The 26,072-nt window shown below is 43.7% G+C and carries 15 protein-coding genes, 2 tRNA genes and 3 rRNA genes; 13 read left to right on the top strand and 7 right to left on the bottom strand.

Annotated elements, in window-relative coordinates; translation table 11 throughout:
• Positions 1–87: 87 nt before the first annotated feature.
• The 5 genes from rrf to H4W00_RS02755 form a co-directional block, all read right to left on the bottom strand.
• Positions 88–202: ribosomal RNA gene (gene rrf, locus H4W00_RS02775) — 5S ribosomal RNA — on the bottom strand.
• Positions 203–382: 180 nt separating this feature from the next.
• Positions 383–3,241, bottom strand: a 23S ribosomal RNA gene (locus H4W00_RS02770).
• A gap of 348 nt (positions 3,242–3,589) precedes the next feature.
• A tRNA-Ala gene (locus H4W00_RS02765) sits at positions 3,590–3,665 on the bottom strand.
• A gap of 8 nt (positions 3,666–3,673) precedes the next feature.
• Positions 3,674–3,750 (bottom strand) — tRNA-Ile (locus H4W00_RS02760).
• Positions 3,751–3,827: 77 nt separating this feature from the next.
• A 16S ribosomal RNA gene (locus H4W00_RS02755) occupies positions 3,828–5,366 on the bottom strand.
• Together the 16S, 23S and 5S rRNA genes with 2 tRNA genes alongside form the textbook arrangement of a ribosomal RNA operon.
• A gap of 1,232 nt (positions 5,367–6,598) precedes the next feature.
• On the opposite strand from H4W00_RS02755, the gene thrS reads away from it, so the two are divergent.
• From thrS to rnr, 4 genes are all read left to right on the top strand, one after another.
• The gene (thrS, locus tag H4W00_RS02750; protein ID WP_209956134.1) at positions 6,599–8,533 is read left to right on the top strand and encodes a threonine--tRNA ligase; all 1,935 of its coding nucleotides are present in this window, start codon (positions 6,599–6,601) and stop codon (positions 8,531–8,533) included.
• 23 nt (positions 8,534–8,556) lie between these two features.
• Complete coding sequence (gene infC / locus H4W00_RS02745; RefSeq protein ID WP_209956133.1) at positions 8,557–9,060, top strand: translation initiation factor IF-3; 504 nt, start codon at positions 8,557–8,559, stop codon at positions 9,058–9,060.
• A gap of 365 nt (positions 9,061–9,425) precedes the next feature.
• Complete coding sequence (locus H4W00_RS02740) at positions 9,426–10,670, top strand: toxic anion resistance protein (protein WP_209956132.1); 1,245 nt, start codon at positions 9,426–9,428, stop codon at positions 10,668–10,670.
• Between the two features lie 161 nt (positions 10,671–10,831).
• Positions 10,832–13,087 (top strand): ribonuclease R, encoded by a 2,256-nt coding sequence (gene rnr, locus H4W00_RS02735; RefSeq protein ID WP_209956131.1) that lies wholly within the window; start codon positions 10,832–10,834, stop codon positions 13,085–13,087.
• Positions 13,088–13,551: 464 nt separating this feature from the next.
• On the opposite strand, the gene H4W00_RS02730 is transcribed toward rnr, so the two are convergent.
• Complete coding sequence (locus H4W00_RS02730) at positions 13,552–15,240, bottom strand: mechanosensitive ion channel domain-containing protein (protein ID WP_209956130.1); 1,689 nt, start codon at positions 15,238–15,240, stop codon at positions 13,552–13,554.
• Positions 15,241–15,301: 61 nt separating this feature from the next.
• Entirely contained in the window at positions 15,302–16,048 is a 747-nt protein-coding gene (gene hisA / locus H4W00_RS02725) for a 1-(5-phosphoribosyl)-5-[(5-phosphoribosylamino)methylideneamino]imidazole-4-carboxamide isomerase (protein WP_209956129.1), read from the bottom strand.
• A gap of 1,023 nt (positions 16,049–17,071) precedes the next feature.
• Here hisA and H4W00_RS02720 point away from each other — a divergent pair.
• From H4W00_RS02720 to nqrM, 9 genes are all read left to right on the top strand, one after another.
• Entirely contained in the window at positions 17,072–18,424 is a 1,353-nt protein-coding gene (locus tag H4W00_RS02720; protein WP_209956128.1) for a Na(+)-translocating NADH-quinone reductase subunit A, read from the top strand.
• 5 nt (positions 18,425–18,429) lie between these two features.
• Entirely contained in the window at positions 18,430–19,665 is a 1,236-nt protein-coding gene (locus H4W00_RS02715) for an NADH:ubiquinone reductase (Na(+)-transporting) subunit B (protein ID WP_209956127.1), read from the top strand.
• Positions 19,646–20,587 (top strand): Na(+)-translocating NADH-quinone reductase subunit C, encoded by a 942-nt coding sequence (locus H4W00_RS02710; RefSeq protein WP_209956126.1) that lies wholly within the window; start codon positions 19,646–19,648, stop codon positions 20,585–20,587. Before H4W00_RS02715 ends, H4W00_RS02710 begins: the two co-directional genes overlap by 20 nt.
• A 1-nt stretch (position 20,588) precedes the next feature.
• Positions 20,589–21,260: an NADH:ubiquinone reductase (Na(+)-transporting) subunit D gene (locus H4W00_RS02705; RefSeq protein WP_209956125.1), complete on the top strand. Its 672-nt coding sequence runs from the start codon at positions 20,589–20,591 to the stop codon at positions 21,258–21,260.
• Positions 21,260–21,868 (top strand): NADH:ubiquinone reductase (Na(+)-transporting) subunit E, encoded by a 609-nt coding sequence (nqrE, locus tag H4W00_RS02700; protein ID WP_209956124.1) that lies wholly within the window; start codon positions 21,260–21,262, stop codon positions 21,866–21,868. The genes H4W00_RS02705 and nqrE overlap by 1 nt, the downstream gene beginning before the upstream one ends.
• 124 nt (positions 21,869–21,992) lie before the next feature.
• On the top strand, positions 21,993–23,228 hold the full coding sequence (nqrF, locus tag H4W00_RS02695; protein WP_209956123.1) for an NADH:ubiquinone reductase (Na(+)-transporting) subunit F: 1,236 nt from the start codon (positions 21,993–21,995) through the stop codon (positions 23,226–23,228).
• A 340-nt stretch (positions 23,229–23,568) separates the two neighbouring features.
• Complete coding sequence (locus H4W00_RS02690) at positions 23,569–24,369, top strand: SDR family NAD(P)-dependent oxidoreductase (protein WP_209956122.1); 801 nt, start codon at positions 23,569–23,571, stop codon at positions 24,367–24,369.
• A gap of 164 nt (positions 24,370–24,533) precedes the next feature.
• Positions 24,534–25,676: an FAD:protein FMN transferase gene (locus H4W00_RS02685; protein WP_209956121.1), complete on the top strand. Its 1,143-nt coding sequence runs from the start codon at positions 24,534–24,536 to the stop codon at positions 25,674–25,676.
• A gap of 109 nt (positions 25,677–25,785) precedes the next feature.
• A complete protein-coding gene (nqrM, locus tag H4W00_RS02680; protein WP_209956120.1) occupies positions 25,786–26,034 on the top strand; it encodes a (Na+)-NQR maturation NqrM in 249 nt (82 codons plus the stop codon).
• The last annotated feature ends 38 nt before the right edge of the window (positions 26,035–26,072 follow it).

The raw sequence follows: 26,072 nt of genomic DNA, 5'->3' as shown, positions 1-26,072 counted from the left end.
CATAAGTAAAGAGTAGTGGGTTGTTGGTATTCCCAGACAAAGAAAAGCCCCCAACGAATTAACGTTGGGGGCTTTACTAGAATAGAGAGCTGACGATGACCTACTCTCACATGGACGAATCCACACTACCATTGGCGCGATGATGTTTCACTTCTGAGTTCGGTAAGGGATCAGGTGGTTCCATCATGCTATTGTCGTCAGCAAAGGGGGTTAGATATGAGTCTGTTGTTGTTATTGACTTAAGTATTAGCTTAAAGCCTGTCAACATAAACCTAACTGAATCAAGGTTTAAGGTGATATCGAAATGTATTTATATTCTATAGCATTTTAGCTATACAAGATAGATTAATTAGAGCTCTCATACAAACCACTTGGGTGTTGTATGGTCAAGCCAAACGAGCAATTAGTACAGGTTAGCTACACACATCGCTGTGCTTCCACACCCTGCCTATCAACGTCGTAGTCTTCAACGGCTCTTTAGGGAAATCTTATCTTGAGGTGGGCTTCCCGCTTAGATGCTTTCAGCGGTTATCCCATCCGAACGTAGCTACCGGGCAATGCCACTGGCGTGACAACCCGAACACCAGAGGTTCGTCCACTCTGGTCCTCTCGTACTAGGAGCAGATCCTCTCAAATTTCCAACGCCCACGGTAGATAGGGACCGAACTGTCTCACGACGTTCTAAACCCAGCTCGCGTACCTCTTTAAATGGCGAACAGCCATACCCTTAGGACCTGCTTCAGCCCTAGGATGAGATGAGCCGACATCGAGGTGCCAAACACCGCCGTCGATATGAACTCTTGGGCGGTATCAGCCTGTTATCCCCAGAGTACCTTTTATCCGTTGAGCGATGGCCCTTCCATACAGAACCACCGGATCACTAAGACCTACTTTCGTACCTGCTCGACTTGTGGGTCTCGCAGTTAAGCGCGCTTTTGCCTTTATACTCTATGAACGATTTCCGACCGTTCTGAGCGCACCTTCGTACTCCTCCGTTACTCTTTAGGAGGAGACCGCCCCAGTCAAACTACCCACCATACATTGTCCTCGGTATTGTTATACCTGAGTTAGAACCCCGACATGACCAGGGTGGTATTTCAAGATTGGCTCCACCAAGACTAGCGTCTCGGCTTCAAAGCCTCCCACCTATCCTGCACAAGTCAGGTCAAAGTTCAATGTAAAGCTGTAGTAAAGGTTCACGGGGTCTTTCCGTCTAGCCGCGGGTACACAGCATCTTCACTGCGATTTCGATTTCACTGAGTCTCTGCTGGAGACAGCGCTGCCGTCATTATGCCATTCGTGCAGGTCAGAACTTACCTGACAAGGAATTTCGCTACCTTAGGACCGTTATAGTTACGGCCGCCGTTTACTGGGGCTTCGATCAAGAGCTTCGCTTACGCTAACCCCATCAATTAACCTTCCAGCACCGGGCAGGCATCACACCCTATACGTCCACTTTCGTGTTTGCAGAGTGCTGTGTTTTTAATAAACAGTTGCAGCAGCCTGGTATCTGCGACTGCTAATAGCTTACGGAGCAAGTCCTTCACCATCAGCAGCGTACCTTCTCCCGAAGTTACGGTACCATTTTGCCTAGTTCCTTCAGCAGAGTTCTCTCAAGCGCCTTGGTATTCTCTACCTGATCACCTGTGTCGGTTTAGGGTACGATTCGTTTATAACTATTGCTTAGAAGCTTTTCCTGGAAGCATGGTATTTGCCACTTCGCTGTACAAGTACAGCTTGCTATCAGATCTCGGTATTAACAGTCCGGATTTGCCTAAACTGTCTACCTACATCCTTTCACCTGGACAACCGTCGCCAGGCTGGCATAACCTTCTCCGTCCCTCCATCGCATTATAAACAAGTATCAGAATATTAACTGATTTCCCATCGACTACGCCTTTCGGCCTCGCCTTAGGGGTCGACTCACCCAGCCCCGATTAACGTTGGACTGGAACCCTTGATCTTCCGGCGTGCGAGCTTTTCACTCGCATTATCGTTACTCACGTCAGCATTCGCTCTTGTGATACCTCCAGCATGCCTTACGACACACCTTCACAGGCTTACACAACGCTCCCCTACCACTTGAAAACAAATTCAAATCCGCAGCTTCGGCTCCTAGTTTGAGCCCCGTTACATCTTCCGCGCGGGCCGACTCGACTAGTGAGCTATTACGCTTTCTTTAAAGGATGGCTGCTTCTAAGCCAACCTCCTAGCTGTCTATGCCTTCCCACCTCGTTTCCCACTTAACTAGGAATTTGGGGCCTTAGCTGGCGGTCTGGGTTGTTTCCCTCTCCACAATGGACGTTAGCACCCACTGTGTGTCTCCCGGATATCACTCATCGGTATTCGGAGTTTGCATCGGTTTGGTAAGTCGGTATGACCCCCTAGCCGAAACAGTGCTCTACCCCCAATGGTGTTCGTCCGAGGCGCTACCTAAATAGCTTTCGGGGAGAACCAGCTATCACCGAGTTTGATTAGCCTTTCACCCCTATCCACAAGTCATCCCCTAGCTTTTCAACGATAGTGGGTTCGGTCCTCCGGTGCCTGTTACGGCACTTTCAACCTGCTCATGGATAGATCACTCGGTTTCGGGTCTATGCCCTGCAACTATTCGCCCTATTAAGACTCGGTTTCCCTACGGCTCCCCTAAATGGTTAACCTCGCTACAGAACATAAGTCGCTGACCCATTATACAAAAGGTACGCGGTCACCCCAATAAATTGAGGCTCCCACTGCTTGTACGCACACGGTTTCAGGTTCTATTTCACTCCCCTCACAGGGGTTCTTTTCGCCTTTCCCTCACGGTACTGGTTCACTATCGGTCAGTCAGGAGTATTTAGCCTTGGAGGATGGTCCCCCCATCTTCAAACAGGATTTCTCGTGTCCCGCCCTACTTAATATGTTAACTCTAATGTTTCGAATACAGGACTATCACCTACTACGGTCAGCTTTCCCACGCTGTTCTTCTACATTAGAATTAATCGGCTTCTCCCCGTTCGCTCGCCGCTACTTGGGGAATCTCATTTGATGTCTTTTCCTAAGGGTACTGAGATGTTTCACTTCCCCTCGTTCGCTTCTCGTACAAGTACGAGATACCTACCTTATGGTAAGTGGGTTTCCCCATTCAGAAATCTCCGGATCACAGGATATTGCCGCCTCCCCGAAGCTTATCGCAGGCTGTCACGTCTTTCATCGCCTCTGACTGCCAAGGCATCCACCATGTGCGCTTCATTACTTGACCATACAACCCCAAGTAGTCTTTCAACTATCTAAGTGTTATATGAGTCTAATTATGATAACGATATCACCTAATTTTATACGCTTGATTCAGTTCTCTTTATTATTTGATAATCAATCCTCTGGGATAACAACTGATGTCGTTAAGAGAATCGATTATCAGGTTAGAAACAACACGTGAACATGTTGTTCTAACCCAGACTCATATCTATGTTTTTAAATAGTTCCTGTATTCTCGTCGAATTACAGGTTCTGTATAAAACAGAAAGAAGTAATCTTAAGATATATTTCGCTATATCTAAATCACTTGTTTCTATGTTATTCGCACTCTAAGCTTACTCTGTGTTTATGATGGTGGAGCCAAACGGAGTCGAACCGTTGACCTCCTGCGTGCAAGGCAGGCGCTCTACCAGCTGAGCTATGGCCCCATATAAAATGGTGGGTCTAAGTGGACTTGAACCACTGACCCCCGCGTTATCAACACGGTGCTCTAACCAGCTGAGCTACAGACCCATATACGTTTATGCAATAAACGTAAGCTTAAACTAAAGAACAACTTGTTGTGAATTCTTGCTGACCGAATGCGTCTATAAGGAGGTGATCCAGCCGCAGGTTCCCCTACGGCTACCTTGTTACGACTTCACCCCAGTCGCCAACCACACCGTGGTGAACGCCATCCCTAAGGTTAGGCTATCCACTTCTGGTGCAATCAACTCCCATGGTGTGACGGGCGGTGTGTACAAGGCCCGGGAACGTATTCACCGCGGCATTCTGATCCGCGATTACTAGCGATTCCTACTTCATGGAGTCGAGTTGCAGACTCCAATCTGGACTACGATAGGCTTTTTGAGATTCGCATCACATCGCTGTGTAGCTGCCCTCTGTACCTACCATTGTAGCACGTGTGTAGCCCTGGTCGTAAGGGCCATGATGACTTGACGTCGTCCCCGCCTTCCTCCAGTTTGTCACTGGCAGTATCCTTAGAGTTCCCGGCTTAACCCGCTGGTAACTAAGGACAAGGGTTGCGCTCGTTGCGGGACTTAACCCAACATCTCACGACACGAGCTGACGACAGCCATGCAGCACCTGTATTCTAATTCCCGAAGGCACTCCCGCATCTCTGCAGGATTCTAGATATGTCAAGACCAGGTAAGGTTCTTCGCGTTGCATCGAATTAAACCACATGCTCCACCGCTTGTGCGGGCCCCCGTCAATTCATTTGAGTTTTAACCTTGCGGCCGTACTCCCCAGGCGGTCTACTTATTGCGTTAGCTGCGTCACTAAGTCCTCAAGGGACCCAACGACTAGTAGACATCGTTTACGGCGTGGACTACCAGGGTATCTAATCCTGTTTGCTACCCACGCTTTCGAGCCTCAGTGTCAGTATGATGCCAGAAGGCTGCCTTCGCCATCGGTATTCCTCCAGATCTCTACGCATTTCACCGCTACACCTGGAATTCTACCTTCCTCTCACCTACTCTAGCCTAACAGTTTCAGATGCAGTTCCCAGGTTAAGCCCGGGGATTTCACATCTGACTTATCAAGCCACCTACGCTCGCTTTACGCCCAGTAATTCCGATTAACGCTTGCACCCTCTGTATTACCGCGGCTGCTGGCACAGAGTTAGCCGGTGCTTATTCTGCAGCTAATGTCATCGTCCATGGGTATTAACCATGGAGTCTTCTTCACTGCTTAAAGTGCTTTACAACCAAAAGGCCTTCTTCACACACGCGGCATGGCTGGATCAGGCTTTCGCCCATTGTCCAATATTCCCCACTGCTGCCTCCCGTAGGAGTCCGGGCCGTGTCTCAGTCCCGGTGTGGCTGATCATCCTCTCAGACCAGCTACAGATCGTCGCCATGGTAGGCCTTTACCCCACCATCTAGCTAATCCGACTTAGGCTCATCTAATAGCGAGAGCAGTAAACTGCCCCCTTTCTCCCGTAGGTCGTATGCGGTATTAATTCGAGTTTCCCCGAGCTATCCCCCACTACTAGGTAGATTCCTAAGTATTACTCACCCGTCCGCCGCTCGACGCCTGGTAGCAAGCTACCATCGTTTCCGCTCGACTTGCATGTGTTAAGCCTGCCGCCAGCGTTCAATCTGAGCCATGATCAAACTCTTCAGTTTAATCTTGCTATGTAACCCTTTAAAGAGGTTACTAAACTTGGCTCATCTAATCTGGCAATTACGCTCTTCGTATGTTTTCATTTAAATGAATTAACTTTGAGTTTTCTTGCTGTCTTAAATGATAATTTTTATAGTTAATAGACTTCCCGAAAAGAGAAGACAGTCAACTTTATTTTTTAGCATTCTGAATCAGCAAAAATCCACACAAGTTGTTCTTTAGTTATGCTTTTAAATAGTGTTATTCACTGTCGTCCAGTAAATAATGTTTTCTCTAATTAAGGTAAGCTATTTAGCTTATCTCGTTTAGCGATCTGACTAGTATATCATGTTGAAATAACCTGTCAAGCCTTTGTTTTAATTCGTTTCAGTAGGTTAGCTTGGTAGTCATTAAGTAATGAATTACCCTTAAACTTGCTAGCTTCCTTTGCTGAGGGGCGTATTATAGACGCTTTTAATACGGTGTCAAGAAGTTATTTTAAACTATTTGTATTTAGTTGCTAATGACCTTATATAATGACCCTGCATAAGGTTACTTATAAAGCTTACACACACTTGTATATAGAGATGATAATATTAAATTATTTGCTAGCTTTAGTCAATCTAACAGCTTGCTTATGATTATACTCCACACCATAGTTTTTCATTAATTCGTCCAACTATCTATCTATCTATCTATCTATCTATCTATCTATCTATCTATCTATCTATACATAATATACAAAATCTGGCTAATATAAAAGACATAGTATTATTTTTTCGCCTATACGACTACTACTCACCACACAGGCCTCTACAGGCCTCTACAGGCCTCTATTAGGTAGCGGAATATAATGGCACGGTTAACTCAAGCGTTATTTAACTCACTTATTATATAATTAATGTCTTATCAACATTAACTCTCGCCTTCTCCTGTCCCAGTTCTCCACTTTGGATAAGGTCTCCCCTTACTATCTAGTGTTTGTAGACAGTATTTGCTATAATGTCTGCTTTTATAGCATGACTTACCGACGCTGTCATTTAACTGTATTTAAAGGGCAAACTGTCGTGTCTGATACTATGATAATGGTTCATAGTTGAGACAAGTGATTAACGATATTAGTTAAGCAACCTTAATGCATGCTATTAAGTCACAACATGCCGCAATGAGTGGTTATAACTTATGTGGTCTTACGGTCATATGATTGATGGTTGCAATCATCACTGCCAACAGACTCAAAACAGGTGAACAGATTATGGTAGCAATTACTTTACCCGATGGTAGCGTGAAAAACTTTGAAGGCAACACCTCTGTTATGGAAGTGGCGCAAAGTATTGGGACAGGTCTTGCTAAGGCGACGGTTGCTGGGCGTGTAGACGGTCAGCTAGTTGATGCTTATGATCCTATCATTGCCGATGCTAAGGTCGAAATCGTTACTGCAAAAGATGATGATGGGGTCGATATTATTCGTCACTCCTGCGCGCATTTACTCGGTCATGCAGTCAAGCAGCTGTGTCCTGATGTAAAAATGGTCATCGGGCCAGTGATTGATGATGGTTTTTACTATGATATCTTTAGTGAAACACCGTTTACACCTGAGCACATGGAAAAAATTGAAAAACGCATGATGGAACTGATTAAGCAGGACTATGATGTTATTAAGAAAATGACCCCACGCGATGAAGTGATTGAGATATTCAAATCACGCGGCGAAGATTATAAGCTCAAACTTATTAATGATATGCCAGGCGAAGATGCTTTTGGCTTATATCATCATCAAGAATACGTTGATATGTGCCGTGGCCCGCACGTTCCTAACACTCGTTTTTTGAAAGTCTTTAAATTAACTAAAATGAGCGGTGCTTATTGGCGTGGCGATGCTAAAAATGAGCAGCTGCAACGTATTTACGGCACAGCTTGGGCAGATAAAAAACAGCTAAAGGCTTATATCCAACGTATTGAAGAAGCCGAAAAGCGTGATCACCGTAAAATCGGCAAAGCGTTAAACCTATTCCATATGCAAGAGCAGGCGCCAGGAATGGTGTTCTGGCATCCAAACGGCTGGACCATTTATCAAGTACTTGAGCAGTATATGCGTAAAGTACAAAATGATAACGGCTATGAAGAAATTAAAACGCCGCAAATTGTTGATCGTAGCTTGTGGGAGCGTTCTGGTCACTGGGGTAACTATGCGACCAATATGTTCACCACTTCTAGTGAAAGCCGTGATTATGCGGTGAAACCGATGAACTGCCCTTGTCACGTACAGGTATTTAACCAAGGTTTGAAATCTTATCGGGATCTACCACTCCGCATGGCTGAATTTGGCTCATGTCACCGTAACGAACCGTCAGGCTCATTGCATGGCTTGATGCGGGTACGTGGTTTTACTCAAGATGATGCCCATATCTTTTGTACTCAAGCGCAAATTCAGCAGGAAGTGGCGGACTTTATTCAGCTGACGCTGGATGTCTATGATGATTTTGGTTTTAAAGACATCATTATGAAACTGTCTACTCGTCCAGAGAAGCGCGTTGGTAGTGAAGAAGCGTGGGACTTTGCCGAAAAAGCGTTGGCTGAGGCCCTTGATAATTCAGGTCTGGACTGGGAATATTTACCTGGCGAAGGCGCGTTTTATGGTCCTAAAATTGAATTTAGTCTTAAAGACTGTTTAGGTCGTGTCTGGCAATGCGGTACTATTCAGGTCGATCCTAATATGCCTGAGCGCCTTGATGCCGAGTTTGTTAACGAACATGGCGAGCGTGAAGTACCGATTATGTTGCACCGCGCCATCTTAGGTTCATTTGAGCGCTTTATTGGTATGCTTATCGAACATTACGCGGGTTGGATGCCAGTTTGGTTGGCACCGCAACAAGTAGTGGTGATGAATATCACTGATAAACAAGCTGAAAGCTGCGAAAATGTGGTTAAAGAGTTGAAAAATGCAGGTCTACGCGCCATTAGTGACTTGCGTAACGAAAAAATTGGATTTAAGATACGAGAGAAAACACTAGAACGTATTCCCTATATGCTAGTATTAGGGGATAAAGAAGTTGAATCAGGCACCGTCAACGTCCGAACCCGCGAAGGTGAAAACCTAGGCGTGATGAGTGCCGCTGAATTTATTACATTAGTGCAGACAGCTGTCGCCGAAAAAGGCCGACAGAATCCAAAAACAGATCAGGAGTAATACCTATTAAACAGTCAAACCGTTTGAACATCAACGAAGATATTAACGTTAAAGAAGTCCGTCTAGTTAAAGAAGACGGCGAGCAAATGGGTGTGGTCGATATCGATACCGCGATGAAAACAGCACGTGAGGACAATCTAGATTTAGTTGAGCTAGTCCCTGATGCCAAGCCACCAGTATGTAAAATCATGGATTATAAACATTTTCTCTATGATCAAAAGCAAAAGGCTAAAGAAGCTAAAAAGAACCAAAAGCAGACTCAGCTCAAAGAGATGAAACTACGTCCTAGTACTGAAGAAGCCGATTATCAGGTTAAACTGAAGAAGATCGTTAGTTTCTTAGAAGACCAAGACAAGGTTAAAATCAGCATCCGTTTCCGTGGTCGCGAGATGGCACACCAAGATATCGGTCGTAAACAACTCGATCGTATTATCGAAGATACTGCTGATATCTCAAACGTCGAACAATACCCAAAAATGGAAGGTCGACAAATGGGTATGCTGTTAGGGCCTACGAAGAAAAAATAGGAAGATGCTCAGCTTTAGATGCCGGAATAACGTGTTTATATTTTTTAGCCATCAATATGCTGCGGGATATTGATGGTTTTTTGCTATTTGGCATGTACTTAGGATTTTTGATCACTTTTTACCACTAAATAGCTTTGGTCTGGCACTACTTTACAAAACCAATCTTCATTCGCACTTAAGAACGCGGTAATCTTAACGCTTGGTTACGATGTATTAACTATAATAATTAAAATAAAACAGCTGTAGTGTACCTAAGCTATATATAACTATAGTTAAGGTCACCATATAAGGTTATCACTGGATAAGGTTAAGGCCGCTACCTAAAAACATATTTTCCCTGACCATCGTTAATTATAGGAAACTTTATGCAAGAGTTGACCCCACCAAATAACGCTAATGTCCCAGGCATTTCATTAACACCCCCTTCAGCAGTTAAAGAAGTACAAAAGAGTGAGGCGGATCAGATGGTCACGTTGGATGAAAGCCAAATTCCAGAGCTTGATGCCAAAGTCGATGCTTTCGTCGATCATGTGATTAGTAACTCTGTACACAGCCCTGAATTTAAACAGAACGTCGAATCTATTCATAACTTAGGTAATAAAGAAATTCGTGAATCTGCACAAGTTTCTAACCGGATGCTAGAGCTACCTGCAAAAAGCCTGAATGACAGCTTATTCGATAACTCACCCATTGCTAAGTCGTTAACAGAGCTGCGTGGCATTGTCGAAGATTTGGACCCCAGTAAAAAAGAGCTGACTAGCTCACGCAAACTGTTTGGTTTAATTCCTTTTGGCAATAAAGTACAAGATTATTTCCGCCAATACGAATCAGCACAATCACATATCAATGCAGTAGTAACCAGTCTATATAATGGTAAAGATGAGCTGCTCAAAGACAATGCAATGATTGAGCAAGAAAAAATAAACATGTGGGACTTGATGCAGTCTATTCGTCAATACGTTTATGTTGGCAAGAAAATAGATGAGCAATTAGAGCAAAAAATCTATGCGATTGAAGCCACTGATCCGGAAAAAGCGCGTATTATTAAAGAAGAAATGCTGTTCTATGTACGCCAAAAAAACACTGATTTCTTGACTCAGTTGGCAGTGAATGTACAGGGTTATTTAGCACTTGATACCATTCGCAAAAATAACTTAGAGCTGATCAAGGGAGTAGATCGTGCCACTACTACTACGGTCTCAGCATTACGTACTGCGGTAATCGTTGCTCAAGCAATGACCAACCAAAAGCTAGTGCTTGACCAAATTACAGCGTTAAATAAAACCACCAGTAGTTTGATTGAGTCTACCTCTGCCATGCTTAAGCGCCAGTCAGGTGAGATTCATGAGCAAGCAACCAGTAGTACTATCGAGCTTGATAAATTACAAAACGCCTTTAATAATGTCTATGACACTATGGATATGATTAGTAATTATAAAGTTGAAGCACTAGAGAACATGAAACAAACGGTTAATACCTTAACCACAGAAGTAGATAAAGCGCAAAAATATTTAGACAAATCGAATCAGACTACCGTGCTTGAAGTGTCAAAAGAATTGGACAGTAAGAAGATAACAGATAACTCTGATTCTAGTAATGTTGATATTTAGAGTACCTTAACAGCAGTGACTGATTGAACAATAGTGCCAGATGCTAGCGGATACCTATAAGTCCATTGATGCAAGATATTGCTGCGGCATTGGTGTCAAGCCACGTTGTTCGTGTTAAGATAGTCCCCATTAATAATTTTAAAAAACAGATACGGTACTTTATGAGTTGGAATGATCCAAACGCCTCGGCTGAAGCCCAAAAATATGACAATCCTATCCCTAGTCGTGCGCTGATATTGAGCACGATTACCGAGCAAGGTGAACTCACGCATCAGCAGCTAGCAAAAGCTTTTAACATCGATGACCCTGATCAATTTGATGCTTTAGGCAATCGCCTTAAAGCCATGGTCCGTGACGGTCAGATCAACCGCGATGGGCGTCCTTATCGCTATCGCACAGTGACCCAGCACGATATCGTTAACGGTACCGTGTCCGCTCACCCTAAAGGTTTTGGCTTTGTATTGTTAAGTGATATGCCTGATTTATTCTTGCATGAGAAACAAATGCGCTGGGTATTTAATGGCGATAAAGTCGATGCTATTGGCACGTCTACCGACAACCGTGGACGTACTGAAGGGCGTATTGTCGATGTCACTGAGCGCCATCAGAACCATTTTATTGGCACGCTTGCTAAAGACGAAGACGGTTATTGTGTCGAGCTTAGTAGTCCGAACAATCATCAGCCGATTACGGTTACTGAGGACAATGTACAAGCCCTTGGTGCTAAGCAAGGCTCTCCTGTTAAAGTAGATGTGATTGACTGGCCAAATCAACACGAATTTGCCACTGGTAAAATCACTGAAGTGCTCTCTGATGAAAACGATCGTGAGCTTATCATTGAGACTACTTTACTCAACTACGATATTCCTTCTGAGTTTAGCGCAGCCGCACTTAAACAAGCCAGTGACTATCGCGAGCCTAGCAAAAAAGACTTAAAAGGTCGTACCGATTTACGTGAGTTACCGCTAGTTACTATCGATGGTGCGGATGCACGTGACTTTGATGATGCGGTATTCGCCGAAAAGCGCAGTGGTGGCAACTATCGCGTATTGGTTGCTATTGCAGATGTTAGCTATTATGTCACACCGAACTCGCCACTTGATCTAGATGCTTATGAACGTGGTACGTCAGTATACTTCCCGCATCGCGTGATTCCAATGTTACCTGAAGTGCTGTCGAACGGTCTGTGTTCACTGAACCCAGAGGTTGACCGTCTATGTATGGTGGCAGATATCAAAGTATCGCGTGCAGGCAAGGTCACCGGTTATGAATTCTATCCAGGGGTTATGCATTCACAAGCGCGTCTGACCTATGATCAAGTGAATACTTATTTTGCTGATCCAGAAGATGACAGTATTCCTAAGTCGTTAACAGAAAATAAAGCGGTTAAGAAGTCTGTCGATACTTTGCATCAACTATATGACCTACTCCTCAAAAAGCGTGAAGAGCGTCATGCGATGGAGTTTGAGACCGTTGAGACTTATATCCAATTCAACGAAAAAGGTGGTATTGCGGCCATCTTACCGCGTACTCGTGGCGATGCGCATAAACTTATCGAAGAGTGTATGCTACTCGCCAATACCTGTGCGGCCAATTTTGCGCTAAAAAATGAACTGCCCGTGTTGTATCGTAACCATGATAAACCTGATGGCGAAAAGTCGATGCGTATTCATGAATATGCAAAAAACTTTGGCTTAAGCTTCCCAGAAGAAAACCCAACGCAAGCAGATTATCAGCGTATTATTGAAGCAACTAAAGACCGTCCTGATGCGATTAGCGTGCATAGTATGCTGCTACGCTCAATGATGCAGGCTAATTACGCGCCTGACAACATCGGTCACTTTGGCCTAGCCTATGACGAGTACAGTCACTTTACCTCGCCGATTCGCCGTTATCCTGACTTGATGTTACACCGTGCACTCAAAGCCAAGGTCACTAACAGCAAACAGCCAGAGATGGAGTTCTCTCTTGAAGGCGCTGGAACGCAAACGTCAGACACAGAGCGCCGCGCTGAAAAAGCCTCTCGTTTTGTAGAGTCTTGGCTCAAGTGTCATTACATGAAAGATCACGTCGGCGAAGAGTTCGATGGTGTGGTTACTTCTGTGACTAACTTTGGGCTGTTCGTGACCCTAAAAGACTTATATATTGATGGTCTAGTGCATATTTCTAACGTTGGTGATGATTTCTTTGTTTATGACGAAAAGCAGCAACAGCTTATTGGTAAAGACAAAGGCACATTGTTTGGGCTTGGTGATGCGGTACGAGTAAAAGTTGCTGGAGTCAATATGGACTTGCTACAGATCGACTTTGATTTGAAAGCTAAGCTACAAGCGAGCCAGATGAACCAAACCGAAGCGAGCCCAGCTAAGAAAAAACGGCGTCGTAGTAATAGCAACGGTAATAGCAAAAAAGACTAATACCATTTGCATAATAGATACTTATAAAAAAGGCTAACGTTATCGTTAGCCTTTTTTATGCCTTTAACTTTATAATAGTCTGCACAATCATATTGTAAACAACGCGAGACTTCATCGTTCATAGACTCTCAAAGTTACCTGTTTGCCTTCTCTTTAACAAGGGGTATTCTCTAATAGGTAACTCTCTGTAATATAGTTAAAATACCTTAAAAACGCTAGGGTACTGCTGGTATAAGCTTTTTGCAGCCTCTGTCTGCGTAGGCACAGCAAGCAAGAAAAACTTATACCAGCAGTAGGTTATGTATCGATATTACTTTTCATTGACTATAGGTAACTCTCCATAATAGTTGATTCTCTCTAATATTTGAGACTATCACTTCCAAGATTACGCTTGGATACCAAGCTCTATGCTACATTTTTCGTGCCTACTTATATAAAAAAACTATTTTCATTCCATAAGACGGCTATTCTTGTGGGCTATTTTTATCTAATAAATCAGTCTCATCAGAACTTTCAGCAATTTCTTGTTCTACTTTTTCCATCAGTTTCTTATCAGGACGAGCGCTGAGCACATCATCAGCATCATGTCCTTGCAAGATATATTTAGCACGTGCTTTAGCCTGTTTTTTATCTCTATCATCAACTGTGTTCTCATTACCAGGTATATCATCTGTCTGTGCAGACGTGACGGTAATTTCAGGGTCAGCCTTACCCCTATTGTTAGCATTTTGCATGTGCTCAAGTGCTTCTTCTAATTTATGATTAAAACGTAGCCGATAAATGGGTTCAGGTAAGCTAAAACCTTCATTCTCTAGAGCATGCTTAGTTTCGCGGATAGCAATACTACGGGCTTTTAAAAAGTCGGTTGCTGATTGGTTGACCCATACTTGAAACTCAAGAAGAATATTAGAATCACCAACCTCGGTAATAATGGCAATGGCTTTAGGCTTAACCAATACAAAGTCTAAGGTACATATAGCATCAATCCCAACCTTAATGGCGGCAAGCGGATCATCGTTAGCATCAACGCCCAGCTCAAAGGTAAAACGGCGTTCAGGGTTTTTAGTATAGTTTAGGATGGTACTTTTAAAAACTTCAGCGTTAGGAATACGTAGCTGATTACCATCTAGAGTCATCAAGATGGTCGCCCGCGAAGTAAGGCGCACCACGATTCCTTCTTTACCATTAATGACTATTTGGTCACGAGCACGAAATGGCTGACGAATACTCAACATCAATGACGCAATGTAGTTTTCAATCGTGTCTTTTACCGCAAAACCGACGGCTATACCAATCACCCCTGCACCACCGAGCAGCGTTCCTAGTATGGTCTCTGCCCCCACTAGGCTTAAGGCTAATATCAAACCAAAGATAATAAAAATAACCTTGACGGTTTGCGATAACAGCTCAGCAACGAATGGATTAGGCGTCAGGCGTTGCCACATCTTTTGCCAATTGGATAGCCAGGTACCAAACCAAGTGATGATACCAAAAATCACAATGCCCACCACTAGCAATGGCAACGCTTTAATCAAGGTTTTACTTTGATTTTTGAGGCCTTGATATACGGTCGTGACGTTGTCTTGCACGTCTAGAGTGCGGTTGATTTTATCTTCTACCGTCACCACATCAGTTAGACGGTTAGTTAAATTAATAGCCTGCTGGGCTTTTTTTTCGTTAGGGGTTTCACCCGTTAAAGTAACAACACCTTGAGTGACGCTAACATTAACAGCTTGCAGACCTTCAATTTCAGAAAAAATACCACTGATACGTTGACGAATATCATTGTCTTTTAGCAGTTTAGGTGTGGTTTCAATTCGGGCATTATTGGTGCTCTCACCACCGATACTAGGTGGCGGCGCAATTGGCGCAGGGGTTGCTGGTAACGCACTGCTGTCTGAAACACTGTTAGTAGCAGAGTTGCTATTAGAATAGTCAGCAGTGGTATTTTCAGCAGAACTGTTAGCAGTGTTAGGCGGCGTGATGGACTCAGCCATTGCTTCAAGACTGCTAATATCTGAGACCCTAGTTTCGACTGCCTCGTTGTCATCAGCAGCATAGACAGGTAAAATGCACGTGATGCTTAATAGCAACAGCTGACCCCATACTAGCAGACTTCTGCGTATAGAGTAGCAATCAAGATAAGCGGCCATAAGTGTCCTTTATGGTGATCTATTCATACTATAAACGTAGAGAATGTTACCGATAGATTGTTTAAGGCTTTTTACTGTCCAAGTAGGTCTGCGCCTCGCCCAAGTCTAGTGTGCCTTCATAGATAGCACGACCAGTGATGATACCTTCGATACAGTCGCCATAAGGCTTAAGTAATTTAATATCTTGCATATCAGTTACACCACCAGAAGCAATAACCGGTAAACCACCTTCACGTGCCAAATTGACCGTTTGCTCAACATTAACACCTTGCATCATGCCATCACGAGCGATGTCAGTATAGACAATTGAAGATACACCCACATCGGCAAAGCGCTTGGCTAACTCTGTCGCTTTAGTATCGGTAACATTCGCCCAGCCGTGAGTAGCAACCATGCCATCTTTGGCATCAATGCCAACAATAATATGCCCAGCGAATTCGCGGCAAGCTTCAGCAACAAACTCAGGATCCTCGACCGCCTTGGTGCCGATGATAATATAAGTCAGACCAGCAGTGATATACTGCTCAATAGTATGCAAGTTACGAACGCCACCGCCAAGCTGAATGGGTAATTTAGGAAAGGCTTTAGCAATATCATGAACCACGCGCTTATGTACTGGTACGCCATCAAAAGCGCCATTTAAATCGACCAAGTGTAAGCGCCTTGCCCCTTCTTTTACCCAACGCGCCGCTATGGCTACTGGGTCATCAGAAAACACCGTGTCGTCTTCCATACGACCTTGTTTTAAGCGGACACATTTACCATCTTTTAGATCAATAGCAGGAATAATTACAGGCACAGCACACATATAGCGCTCCTTATAAAACGTGACATCAAAAATAACATCAAAAATAACATCAAAAATAAAACAATAATTGAAAAACACCACTCAAAAAATGATTTAGAGAATAAAAGTAGATAAATAATAGATTTAAATATTACCTAGAATAAAATACTGACGATTGTAAAATAAGATACTCATGACTGTAAGTTTTGACATCGACAATCAGCGCTAATATTAAGCAATATTCAATTACTAACTGGCAATTTTAGGTTAATTTAGCGTATAATCCTAGGCAAATTTACATTTGTTTCTGTTTAAAAAAAGCCTGGCATCTACTCCTTGGTATCTACTCATAATATAAATGTTTTACATCGAGCAATAGATACTTTAGTGACGCGTACTACTTTGTGCGCAGCCAGAATAACGCAATAAAATGAGGCACAGTCAGTCATGATGTTACGTAATATTGGCGATATTGACAGTCACTTTAGTAAATGGCCCAATTAACGATTTCAATATGCAACGTTTAAAACGCTATCATAGGTTATTAAATGCAGGTTAGATACCTTTTCATAAGGTATCACCAAGTCGTCCACCCCTAGATAATTAACAGATTGGTTAGCAAGGTTTGCGTCAGTCACTTCACTAGGTTATCTTTTGACCAGTTTGTCATTGAATGATAAACCTTGGTCTTACAAGTTTTAAAATTTTAACAAACGTATATAAAACTGTCTATTACTTAATAGCAATCACTTTTAGCGACTAGCTTCAAGGGTTCTCTTAAGTTTGATAGATTTAATATACACCTTGGTAGCCAGTCGCCACTTTGGTCATTCGAATAAGACATTAACGTGTTGTTAAGGAGTCTAAGGTCAGCGTTAATACTCTTACTTGCAGTTATGATAAGCGTTATTTTTAAAGGTCTTTACCAGTTCCCTGTTATAAGGAATGGCTGGTTAAAGGTTCTTATAATGCCAATATCTATACTGCCGATGTGCCAAACAGGACGTCTGGTATCGTTTCAGACTATGGACTAAGTTTTCGCTTATGATTACCATCAAGAAAGGTTTGGATTTGCCCATCACTGGTGAACCCTCACGCGAGATATCTGAGCACAGACCTGCACGTGTGGCACTGGTTGCTTACGATTATGTAGGCATGAAGCCTACTATGAACGTCAAAGAAGGTGACATCGTAGCAAAGGGTCAGCCCGTTTTTGAAGATAAAAAACGAGCCGGAGTTATTTATACGGCTCCTGCTGCTGGCAAGGTCGTCGCTCTCAACCGCGGCGAACGTCGGGTGTTTGAAAGTCTTGTGATTCAGGTTGACCCCAACGGTGAAGAAATAGAATTTCAGAGCTATGACTCCCGGCAGCTTGCTGACTTAGATTCTAAAATCGTTGAAACCCAACTACTTGCCTCTGGCGAGTGGACGGCGTTTCGCACGCGTCCTTTTAGCCGCTCCCCTGATATCGGCGCCCGTCCGCACGCCATTTTTGTCACTGCTATAGATACGAATCCATTAGCATTTGACCCTATGCTGCTGATTACTGAACAGTTTCAAGCGTTCAATGATGGACTGTCTGTGTTATCGACCCTCAGCCCAAAAACCTTTGTCTGCCATCATGGCGATGCTCAGCTGACGCCAGCGCCAAAAACGGCTGCTAATAATGCTACTGAGTATCATAGCTTTTCTGGTAAGCATCCAGCCGGTCTTGCTGGCACGCATATTCACTTTTTGCATCCTATTGCTCGCGGTGTAAGCGTCTGGACAATTGGTTATCAAGACGTGATTGCTATCGGCAAGCTATTTACCACCGGTCGTTTATATACTCGTCGTCTGCTAAGCTTAGCGGGACCTGCAGTCAAAGACCCGCACCTTATCGCCACCGAACGCGGTGCTGATGTTACCGCTTTGACCAAGGGTCAGCTGGTCAATGGCGACAACCGTATTATCTCAGGCTCTGTGCTCTCTGGTCGTAAACTGTTTCCCAATATCTCATATCTTGGCCGCTTTCATGACCAAATCAGCGTATTAACTGAAGGTCATGAGCGTCCTGCATTCCATTTCTTACGCGCAGGCAAAAACCGTTTTTCTCAATTACCAATTTATATCTCACATTTCTTTCGTAAGAAAAAATATGCTTTTACCACCACAACTAATGGCTCGCCGCGCGCGATGGTGCCGATTGGGGTTTATGAAAATATTATGCCGCAAGACTATCTGCCTACGCAATTACTACGCGCACTGATCATCGAAGATATGATCACTGCAGTTGATTTAGGGGTCCTTGAATTGGATGAAGAAGATTTAGCACTATGCACTTTCGTTTCTCCTGGTAAGTATGAATACAGTGATATTTTGCGTGATAACTTAACGCGCATTGAACTGGAGGGCTAACCACGATGAAATTTTTCCACAATATGTTCGATCGTATGGAGCCGTCCTTCGCTAAGGGTGGCAAGCACGAAAAGTATTATGCCATCTTTGAGATGTTCGATACTTTTTTGCGTCAACCAAGCTCAACCACTTTTACTTCGTCACACGTACGCGATGGTATTGACCTTAAGCGTATTATGATTACCGTATGGATGTGCACCTTCCCAGCGATGTTCTGGGGCATGTACAACGTTGGCCATCAAGCACTGACAGCAGTGGAACAACTTGGGCTACAACCTGATAGCTGGCGTACTGTTATTACTAGCATGGTAGGCTATAACCCAGAAAATATCTGGGCCTGCTTTGTCTATGGCGCGATGCAATTTTTACCGATTTATATCGTCACCTTTGTGGTCGGTATCACTTGTGAGATTATATTTGCTGTGGTTCGTGGCCATGAGGTAAACGAAGGTTTCTTTGTCACTTCAGTACTCTATGCGCTGATCATGCCACCAGATATTCCATTATGGCAAGTCGCCTTAGGTATTATCTTCGGGGTAGTCGTTGCTAAAGAAGTATTCGGCGGTACAGGCAAGAACTTCCTCAACCCTGCGCTATCGGGTCGTGCATTCTTATATTTCGCCTATCCAGCTTATATGTCAGGCGATTCAGTATGGACCGCAGTCGACGGCTTTTCAGGGGCCACACCTCTTGGCCTAGCAGCGATTGGGGTCACTCCAGAAAAATTCATAAATGTGTATGGTAACGCCATCACTTGGGGCGATGCTTTTTTAGGCAATATCCAAGGAAGTATTGGTGAAGTATCAACGCTGGCCATTCTACTTGGCGCTGTCGTTCTACTGTCAATGCGTATTGCCTCATGGCGAATCATATCAGGCTGCGTGATTGGTCTTATTATCACGTCCTCTGTCTTTAATATGATTGGCTCTGAAACCAATTCAATGATGAATATGCCCTTCTACTGGCACTTAGTCATTGGTGGTTTTGCCTTCGGTGCTGTATTTATGGCAACCGACCCTGTGTCAGCCGCACATACCAATAAAGGCCGCTGGGCCTATGGTATTTTGATTGGCTTTATGACCGTATTGATTCGGGTAATCAACCCAGCATTTCCAGAAGGCATCATGCTCGCTATTCTTTTTGCCAACTTATTTGCCCCACTGTTTGACTACTTTGTGACCCAAGCAAATATCAAACGCCAAACTGCACGGAGGGTTCGTTATGTCGAAGCCCAAAAGTAATAACAAGAAAACTATCAGCGTGGCGTTAACGCTATGCTTGGTGTGTTCAGTATTGGTTTCAGCAGCAGCCGTCGGTCTAAAACCGTCGCAAGTCGAGAATGCTCGATTGGATCGCAATAAGAATATCTTGGTCGCTGCTGGTATGTTTGACTCGGCTTCTGATACCAATGAAGATGTCGCTGAGCGTTTTAAAGACTTCGATATCAAAATTGTTAACTTAAACAAAGGCAATTACTTAGATGATGAGGCCTTAAAGGCTGTTGGTATTGCCGATCGTAATACTTATGACATCAGTCAAGCAACTAAGAATCAGGCTCTGAGCGACGACTTAGGCAGTAACGATCCTGCCAGTATCGGTCGCAAGCCTAAATACGCTAAAGTCTATGTAAAAAATGACGATGCCGGTAAACCTGAAATGGTGGTGCTGCCAATCCAAGGCTACGGCCTGTGGGGTACTATCTATGGTTTCTTGACTCTTGAAGGCGATATGAATACCATCAAAGGTATTAGTTTTTATGAGCATAAAGAAACCCCAGGCTTAGGGGCTCGTATAGAAGAGCCTAAATGGCGTGCGATGTGGACGGGTATCCATTCTTATGATGAGAGTGGCGAGGTTGCCACGGGTGTATCTACTTCAGGTTCAAAAGAAAACTGGGTCGATGGGATTAGTGGTGCAACTCTGACCAGCCGCGGTGTCAGTAACATGATTCAGTTTTGGTTAGGTGAGCAAGGTTACAAGCCTTATTTAGATCAAGTGCGTGAAGAAACCGGTCAGACCATTGACAATACTAACGCACGAGCAAAGCCAGTCTCTTACAAAAAGCTAGGTCAAAATCCAACTCCACACCTAGCTCAACAACAGACGCACCCCGTAACCGAGCTGGCATCAATAGCACCAGTAGTACACGGCAAGGAGGCTTAACGTGGCTGATACAAAAAGTATTTTAGTTTCCCCTGTTTTTGATAATAACCCGATTGGCTTGCAAATATTAGGCATTTGTTCGGCACTGGCCGTGACTACTACCGTCGCTAATGCGATGGTTATGAGTGTGGCGTTGACCTTGGTAACCGCATTTTCAAGCTTCTTTATCTCGATTATCCGTAAACAAATTCCGTCAAGCATCCGTATTATCGTACAGATGACTATTATTGCCTCCTTGGTTATCTTAGTCGATCAGGTATTAAAAGCCGTCGCTTATGATGTCAGTAAGGGACTGTCGGTATTCGTAGGCTTAATTATCACTAACTGTATCGTGATGGGTCGTGCAGAAGCCTTTGCGATGAGCAATCCACCAGTTCCCAGCTTTTTAGATGGTATTGGTAACGGTTTAGGCTACTCTGCCGTATTATTATTTGTGGCCACTATTCGTGAAATATTAGGCTCAGGCAGCTGGTTTGGCTTTACATTATTACAAACAACTACTGATGGCGGCTGGTATGTACCCAATGGCTTATTATTATTGCCACCGTCAGCGTTCTTTATTATTTCCTTATTTATCGTCATTGTGCGTATTTGGAAACCTGAACAGGTCGAAGATGCGGAGTTCGTAATGAAGCCGCAATCTAAAGGCATGGCACAAGGAGGCGGTCACTAATGGGACATTATGTTAGTTTATTTATAACCTCAGTCTTTATCGAAAATATGGCGCTGGCCTATTTCTTAGGCATGTGTACTTTTTTGGCGGTATCGAAAAAAGTTTCCACCGCTATTGGCCTTGGCGTGGCGGTCATTTTTGTTATGGCGCTCACCGTACCGCTGAACAACCTATTGTTCCAGTTCATCCTCAAAGATGGCGCATTGGCATGGGCAGGTTTCCCTGATATCAATTTGAGCTTTTTAGGCTTGCTCAGTTATATCGGTCTCATTGCTGCTGTGGTGCAGATTCTAGAGATGTTCCTCGACAAGTTTGTCCCAAGTCTGTACAACGCGCTTGGGGTATTCTTGCCACTGATTACGGTCAACTGTGCCATTTTAGGTGGTGTGCTATTTATGGTTGAGCGTGACTATAACTTTAGTGAATCCGTGGTGTATGGTGTTGGTGCTGGTTTTGGTTGGGCACTTGCCATTACCGTATTAGCGGGTATTCGTGAGAAACTCAAGTACTCAGACATTCCAGCGCCGCTGCGAGGTCTTGGTATTACCTTTATTACAGTTGGTCTCATGTCCCTGGGCTTTATGTCTTTCGGTGGCATGACAATTTAAGACATTGTGCTTAAAACCATACTTAGGTATTTGACCTATTTAATTCATTTATTAGGTAGCGGTTCGGGGACAAGCATTGTTGCCTATCCCCTCATCCCTACCCCATAGATTAAGGATACATATCATGGATTATGCTACGGCGATTGGTGGCGTTGCTATGTTTACCTTGATCATCATGGGCTTGGTTGCCATTATTTTGGCGGCGCGCTCAAGACTGGTCAGTTCAGGCGATGTTACCATTCATATCAATGAGAACCCCGACAATGACGTAGTGACGCCAGCAGGCGGTAAACTACTCCAAACTCTTGCTGGTGAAGGTATATTTTTATCTTCAGCCTGTGGTGGTGGTGGTACGTGTGCGCAATGTCGCTGCCGTGTCATAGAAGGTGGTGGGTCTATTTTACCCACAGAAGAAGGCTACTTTACTCAAGGTGAGATTCGCAATCATATGCGCCTCGCTTGTCAGGTCGCTGTTAAGCAAGACATGCAGATTGAGATTGATCCTGAATTCTTTGATGTACAAAAATGGGAATGTGAGGTTGTCTCTAACGATAACGTAGCAACCTTTATTAAAGAATTGATACTTAAGATTCCAGAAGGCGAAGAAGTGAAATTTCGCGCGGGTGGCTACGTACAGTTAGAAGCGCCACCGCATGAGGTACATTACAAAGACTTTGATATTGATGAAGAGTATAAAGAGGATTGGGAAAAATTCGGCATCTTTAATTACGTCTCAAAAGTTGATGAGCCGGTCATTCGTGCCTATTCAATGGCCAATTATCCAGACGAACGCGGCTTAATTAAGTTTAATATTCGTATTGCTAGTCCGCCACCACGTGGCCCTGATGGTATTCCACCAGGTAAAATGTCTTCGTGGACGTTTAGCTTGAAACCTGGTGATAAAGTGACGGTATCTGGTCCTTATGGTGAGTTCTTCGCTAAAGAGACTGAAGCTGAGATGATCTTTGTGGGTGGTGGTGCCGGTATGGCCCCCATGCGCTCGCACATTTTCGATCAACTTAAACGCTTAAACACGGATCGTAAAATTACTTTTTGGTACGGTGCACGTTCTATTCGCGAGATGTTCTACGTGGAAGATTATGACCAGCTGCAAGAAAAATTCTCTAACTTCAAATGGCATGTGGCCTTGTCTGATCCACTACCAGAAGACAACTGGGATGGCTATACTGGCTTTATCCATAATGTCTTGTTGGAAGAGTATCTAAAAGATCATCCAAATCCAGAAGACTGTGAATATTACATGTGTGGGCCGCCAATGATGAATGCGGCAGTAATCGACATGTTGCACAGCATGGGTGTGGAAGACGAGAATATCGCGCTAGATGACTTTGGTGGTTAGACAAACACCATATGCTTATGACACCATACGCTTATGACACCATACACTTATGAATAGTTATCCAATCAAGAGTCTCAATTGAGGCTCTTTTTTTGTGTCTCTGATTTAAATCTATAGTTAAAATACCTTAAAAACGCGACGGTACTGCTGGTATAAGCTTTTTGTAGCCTCTGTCTGCGTAGGCACAGCAAGCAAGAAAAACGTATGCCAGCAGTAGGTTATATATCGATATTACTTTTCATTGACTATAGCTTTGAATTTTGATATTACAAATCTAAATAGTAAGTTGATTGCCCTCTCTTATACTATGAATGATCTATTACCTTAAGGAAGGACTCTTATGAAAGTAAAATATAAAAACTTGACCATTTGGATAACGGGTGCCTCAAGCGGTATTGGTGAAGCCCTAGCGGTGGAACTTGCCGGACGAGGTGCAAGAATTATTCTCAGCGGTCGTAACAGTGAAAAACTAGAAGCGGTCAAAAAACGCTGCAAACAGTCAAAAAAACATATCGTAGTGCCTTTTGATATCAGTGACGTCGATCAAACAAAACAAGCCTATTACTCTGCAAAAGAACAAGCAACACATATTGATTGGCTGATTAATAATGCTGGCGTCAGTCAACGCTCATTAATTATGGAAACTACCGAAGAAGTTGAACGTCAATTAATGGAAATAGATTACTTTGCGCAAACCCGTCTTACCCGATTGGTGTTGCCAGACATGATCGATCAAGGGCGCGGTAAGGTGGTGATGATATCAAGTGTGGCCGGTCTACTTGGGTCGCAATACCGCGGAGCATATGGCGCAGCCAAGGCCGCTATCCACATGTGGGCAAACAGTCTGCGAGCTGAATTGCACCATCAAGGGATAGAAGTGGCGAATATTTTCCCAGGGTTCATCCAAACCAATGTCTCTATCAATGCCTTAACTGGCGATGGTACAGCGCAAGGTACTATGGATGACGCTACCAATAAGGGCTTAACCGCCAAAGAATTTGCTAAGCAAGCCAGCAAAGCATTAATTAAAGGCGAGGAATATATTGTTATCGCGGGTCAAAAAGAAAAACTGGCAATGAGAGTCAATCGATTATCGCCACCCAAGCTTTATAAACTGATCCGTGAGTCTCAAGTTAAATAGCCAACTTAAATAACTACCTTGAACAACTGAGTTAAATAATTAAGCAAAATAATAGAAACACAAAATTTGCCTTTCGCTTATTGTATTTATTAGAGTTAAGGGGTGTAAGATAGGTGGAATGCATTTGCAATCCCACTCATTCCTTACTCTTATTTGTGATACTTATGCCAAATTTAACGCAGTTCTCCCCCTCTCCTATACTCAATAGCGCCGTTAGTAATAAAACTATCTTTGGCGCGCTTGGTGTTGCCAGTCTTTTAAGCCTCAGCGCTTGTCAGCAAACGCCTGACTACAACTATCTGAGTGGCGAAACCATGGGTACTAGCTATCATATCAGTTATCAATTACCTGAAAATACAAATGAAGCAGACATTCAAACTGCCATTGATGAACGCCTGCAACAAATTAATGACAGTATGTCTACCTATCAAGATGACTCGACCATCTCAAAATTCAATCAGTTGAGAAAAGAGATGCCGATAATCATTGATGCTGACTTCAGCCGTGTGCTTAAGGTCTCACGTCAAGTCTACGAGCAATCCGGCGGTACCTTTGACCCCACAGTAATGCCACTTGTTGATACCTGGGGTTTTGGCAGCACTATGACCGTTGAGCGTTTGCAGAGCCCACCCAGCGCTAGTGAAATAGCGCAAGCGCTTGCCCTAGTAGATTTTGAAGGTGTGGTGCAAAAAGATCAGACCATCCATAAAACCAAAGACGGTATCGGTCTTGATTTTTCGGCAGTCGCTAAAGGCTATGGCGTCGATGTGATTGCTGATGTCCTCAAAGACCGCTATCAAATTCGCAACTATATGGTTGAGATTGGTGGAGAAGTTGCAACATCAGGAGTTAGCAGTCAGCAACAGCCATGGCAAATCGCTATTGATGCCCCTATTGAAGGTAGTACTGTTAGCGCGCGCCAAACGATTGCTGCTATTCGTCAACCTATGAATAACGGCAATAAAATGCACTTGGCGACCTCTGGCAACTATCGCAACTCTATCGTGTTCGCAGGCAAGCATTATAGTCATACGATTGATCCCACTACTGGTGAGCCTATCGTTGGTGGTGTGCCCTCGGTAACGGTTGCTGCCGACTCAGTCGCACTCGCTGATGCTTGGGCCACTGCATTGACAGCCATGCCTTATGCTAAAGCCTTAGCGACCGCCAAAGAACAAGATATTGCGGCATTATTTGTAATACTGGCCGATGGGGTCCAAGCCGGGTCGGCAGCTGACACTATTGATGATTGGCAAATAATCCAAACCCCAGCTATGCAACAACTACGCGCTGACAAAAAGCCCTAAGCGTTAACAATAAACTTTTGATCACAAACAGGCAGGGCAAATTTTTGCTATACTGGTAGCAGTCATTGTTATAAATGACTGGTTCATTTTTTAAACACGAGGTTGCCCCATGCTTAGCCAATTACTTCCCATGCTAGCCATCACCTTTACCGTATTTGTACTGTTTTTTATCTTTATGGGTGTTGGTTATATGTTCAAGAAACAACCACTTAGAGGTTCTTGCGGTGGTGTTGCCAAATTAATGGGCAATGAAAAATGCTCGTATTGTGGTGATGATCCCAATAAATGTGACTCTATAAGTGATAATCAGCAGATAGATTCTGTTAAAGCAGCTCAGTTGGGCAGTTCTGCACTATAACTTGTTTTATTATTCAACGTTTATCGACCTGCTAGACA

The organism is Psychrobacter sp. PL19, from assembly GCF_017875835.1.
Taxonomy (GTDB): domain Bacteria; phylum Pseudomonadota; class Gammaproteobacteria; order Pseudomonadales; family Moraxellaceae; genus Psychrobacter.
This window is presented reverse-complemented; position numbering and strand designations above follow the sequence as displayed.

What these genes read in the sequence shown, in the direction of transcription:
- thrS (WP_209956134.1), top strand. Translation starts at nt 6,599, where the DNA reads ATGGTAGCAATTACTTTACCCGATGGTAGCGTGAAAAACTTTGAAGGC.
- H4W00_RS02740 (WP_209956132.1), top strand. Translation starts at nt 9,426, where the DNA reads ATGCAAGAGTTGACCCCACCAAATAACGCTAATGTCCCAGGCATTTCA.
- rnr (WP_209956131.1), top strand. Translation starts at nt 10,832, where the DNA reads ATGAGTTGGAATGATCCAAACGCCTCGGCTGAAGCCCAAAAATATGAC.
- H4W00_RS02730 (WP_209956130.1), bottom strand. Translation starts at nt 15,240, where the DNA reads ATGGCCGCTTATCTTGATTGCTACTCTATACGCAGAAGTCTGCTAGTA.
- hisA (WP_209956129.1), bottom strand. Translation starts at nt 16,048, where the DNA reads ATGTGTGCTGTGCCTGTAATTATTCCTGCTATTGATCTAAAAGATGGT.
- H4W00_RS02720 (WP_209956128.1), top strand. Translation starts at nt 17,072, where the DNA reads ATGATTACCATCAAGAAAGGTTTGGATTTGCCCATCACTGGTGAACCC.
- H4W00_RS02715 (WP_209956127.1), top strand. Translation starts at nt 18,430, where the DNA reads ATGAAATTTTTCCACAATATGTTCGATCGTATGGAGCCGTCCTTCGCT.
- H4W00_RS02710 (WP_209956126.1), top strand. Translation starts at nt 19,646, where the DNA reads ATGTCGAAGCCCAAAAGTAATAACAAGAAAACTATCAGCGTGGCGTTA.
- nqrE (WP_209956124.1), top strand. Translation starts at nt 21,260, where the DNA reads ATGGGACATTATGTTAGTTTATTTATAACCTCAGTCTTTATCGAAAAT.
- nqrF (WP_209956123.1), top strand. Translation starts at nt 21,993, where the DNA reads ATGGATTATGCTACGGCGATTGGTGGCGTTGCTATGTTTACCTTGATC.
- H4W00_RS02690 (WP_209956122.1), top strand. Translation starts at nt 23,569, where the DNA reads ATGAAAGTAAAATATAAAAACTTGACCATTTGGATAACGGGTGCCTCA.
- H4W00_RS02685 (WP_209956121.1), top strand. Translation starts at nt 24,534, where the DNA reads ATGCCAAATTTAACGCAGTTCTCCCCCTCTCCTATACTCAATAGCGCC.
- nqrM (WP_209956120.1), top strand. Translation starts at nt 25,786, where the DNA reads ATGCTTAGCCAATTACTTCCCATGCTAGCCATCACCTTTACCGTATTT.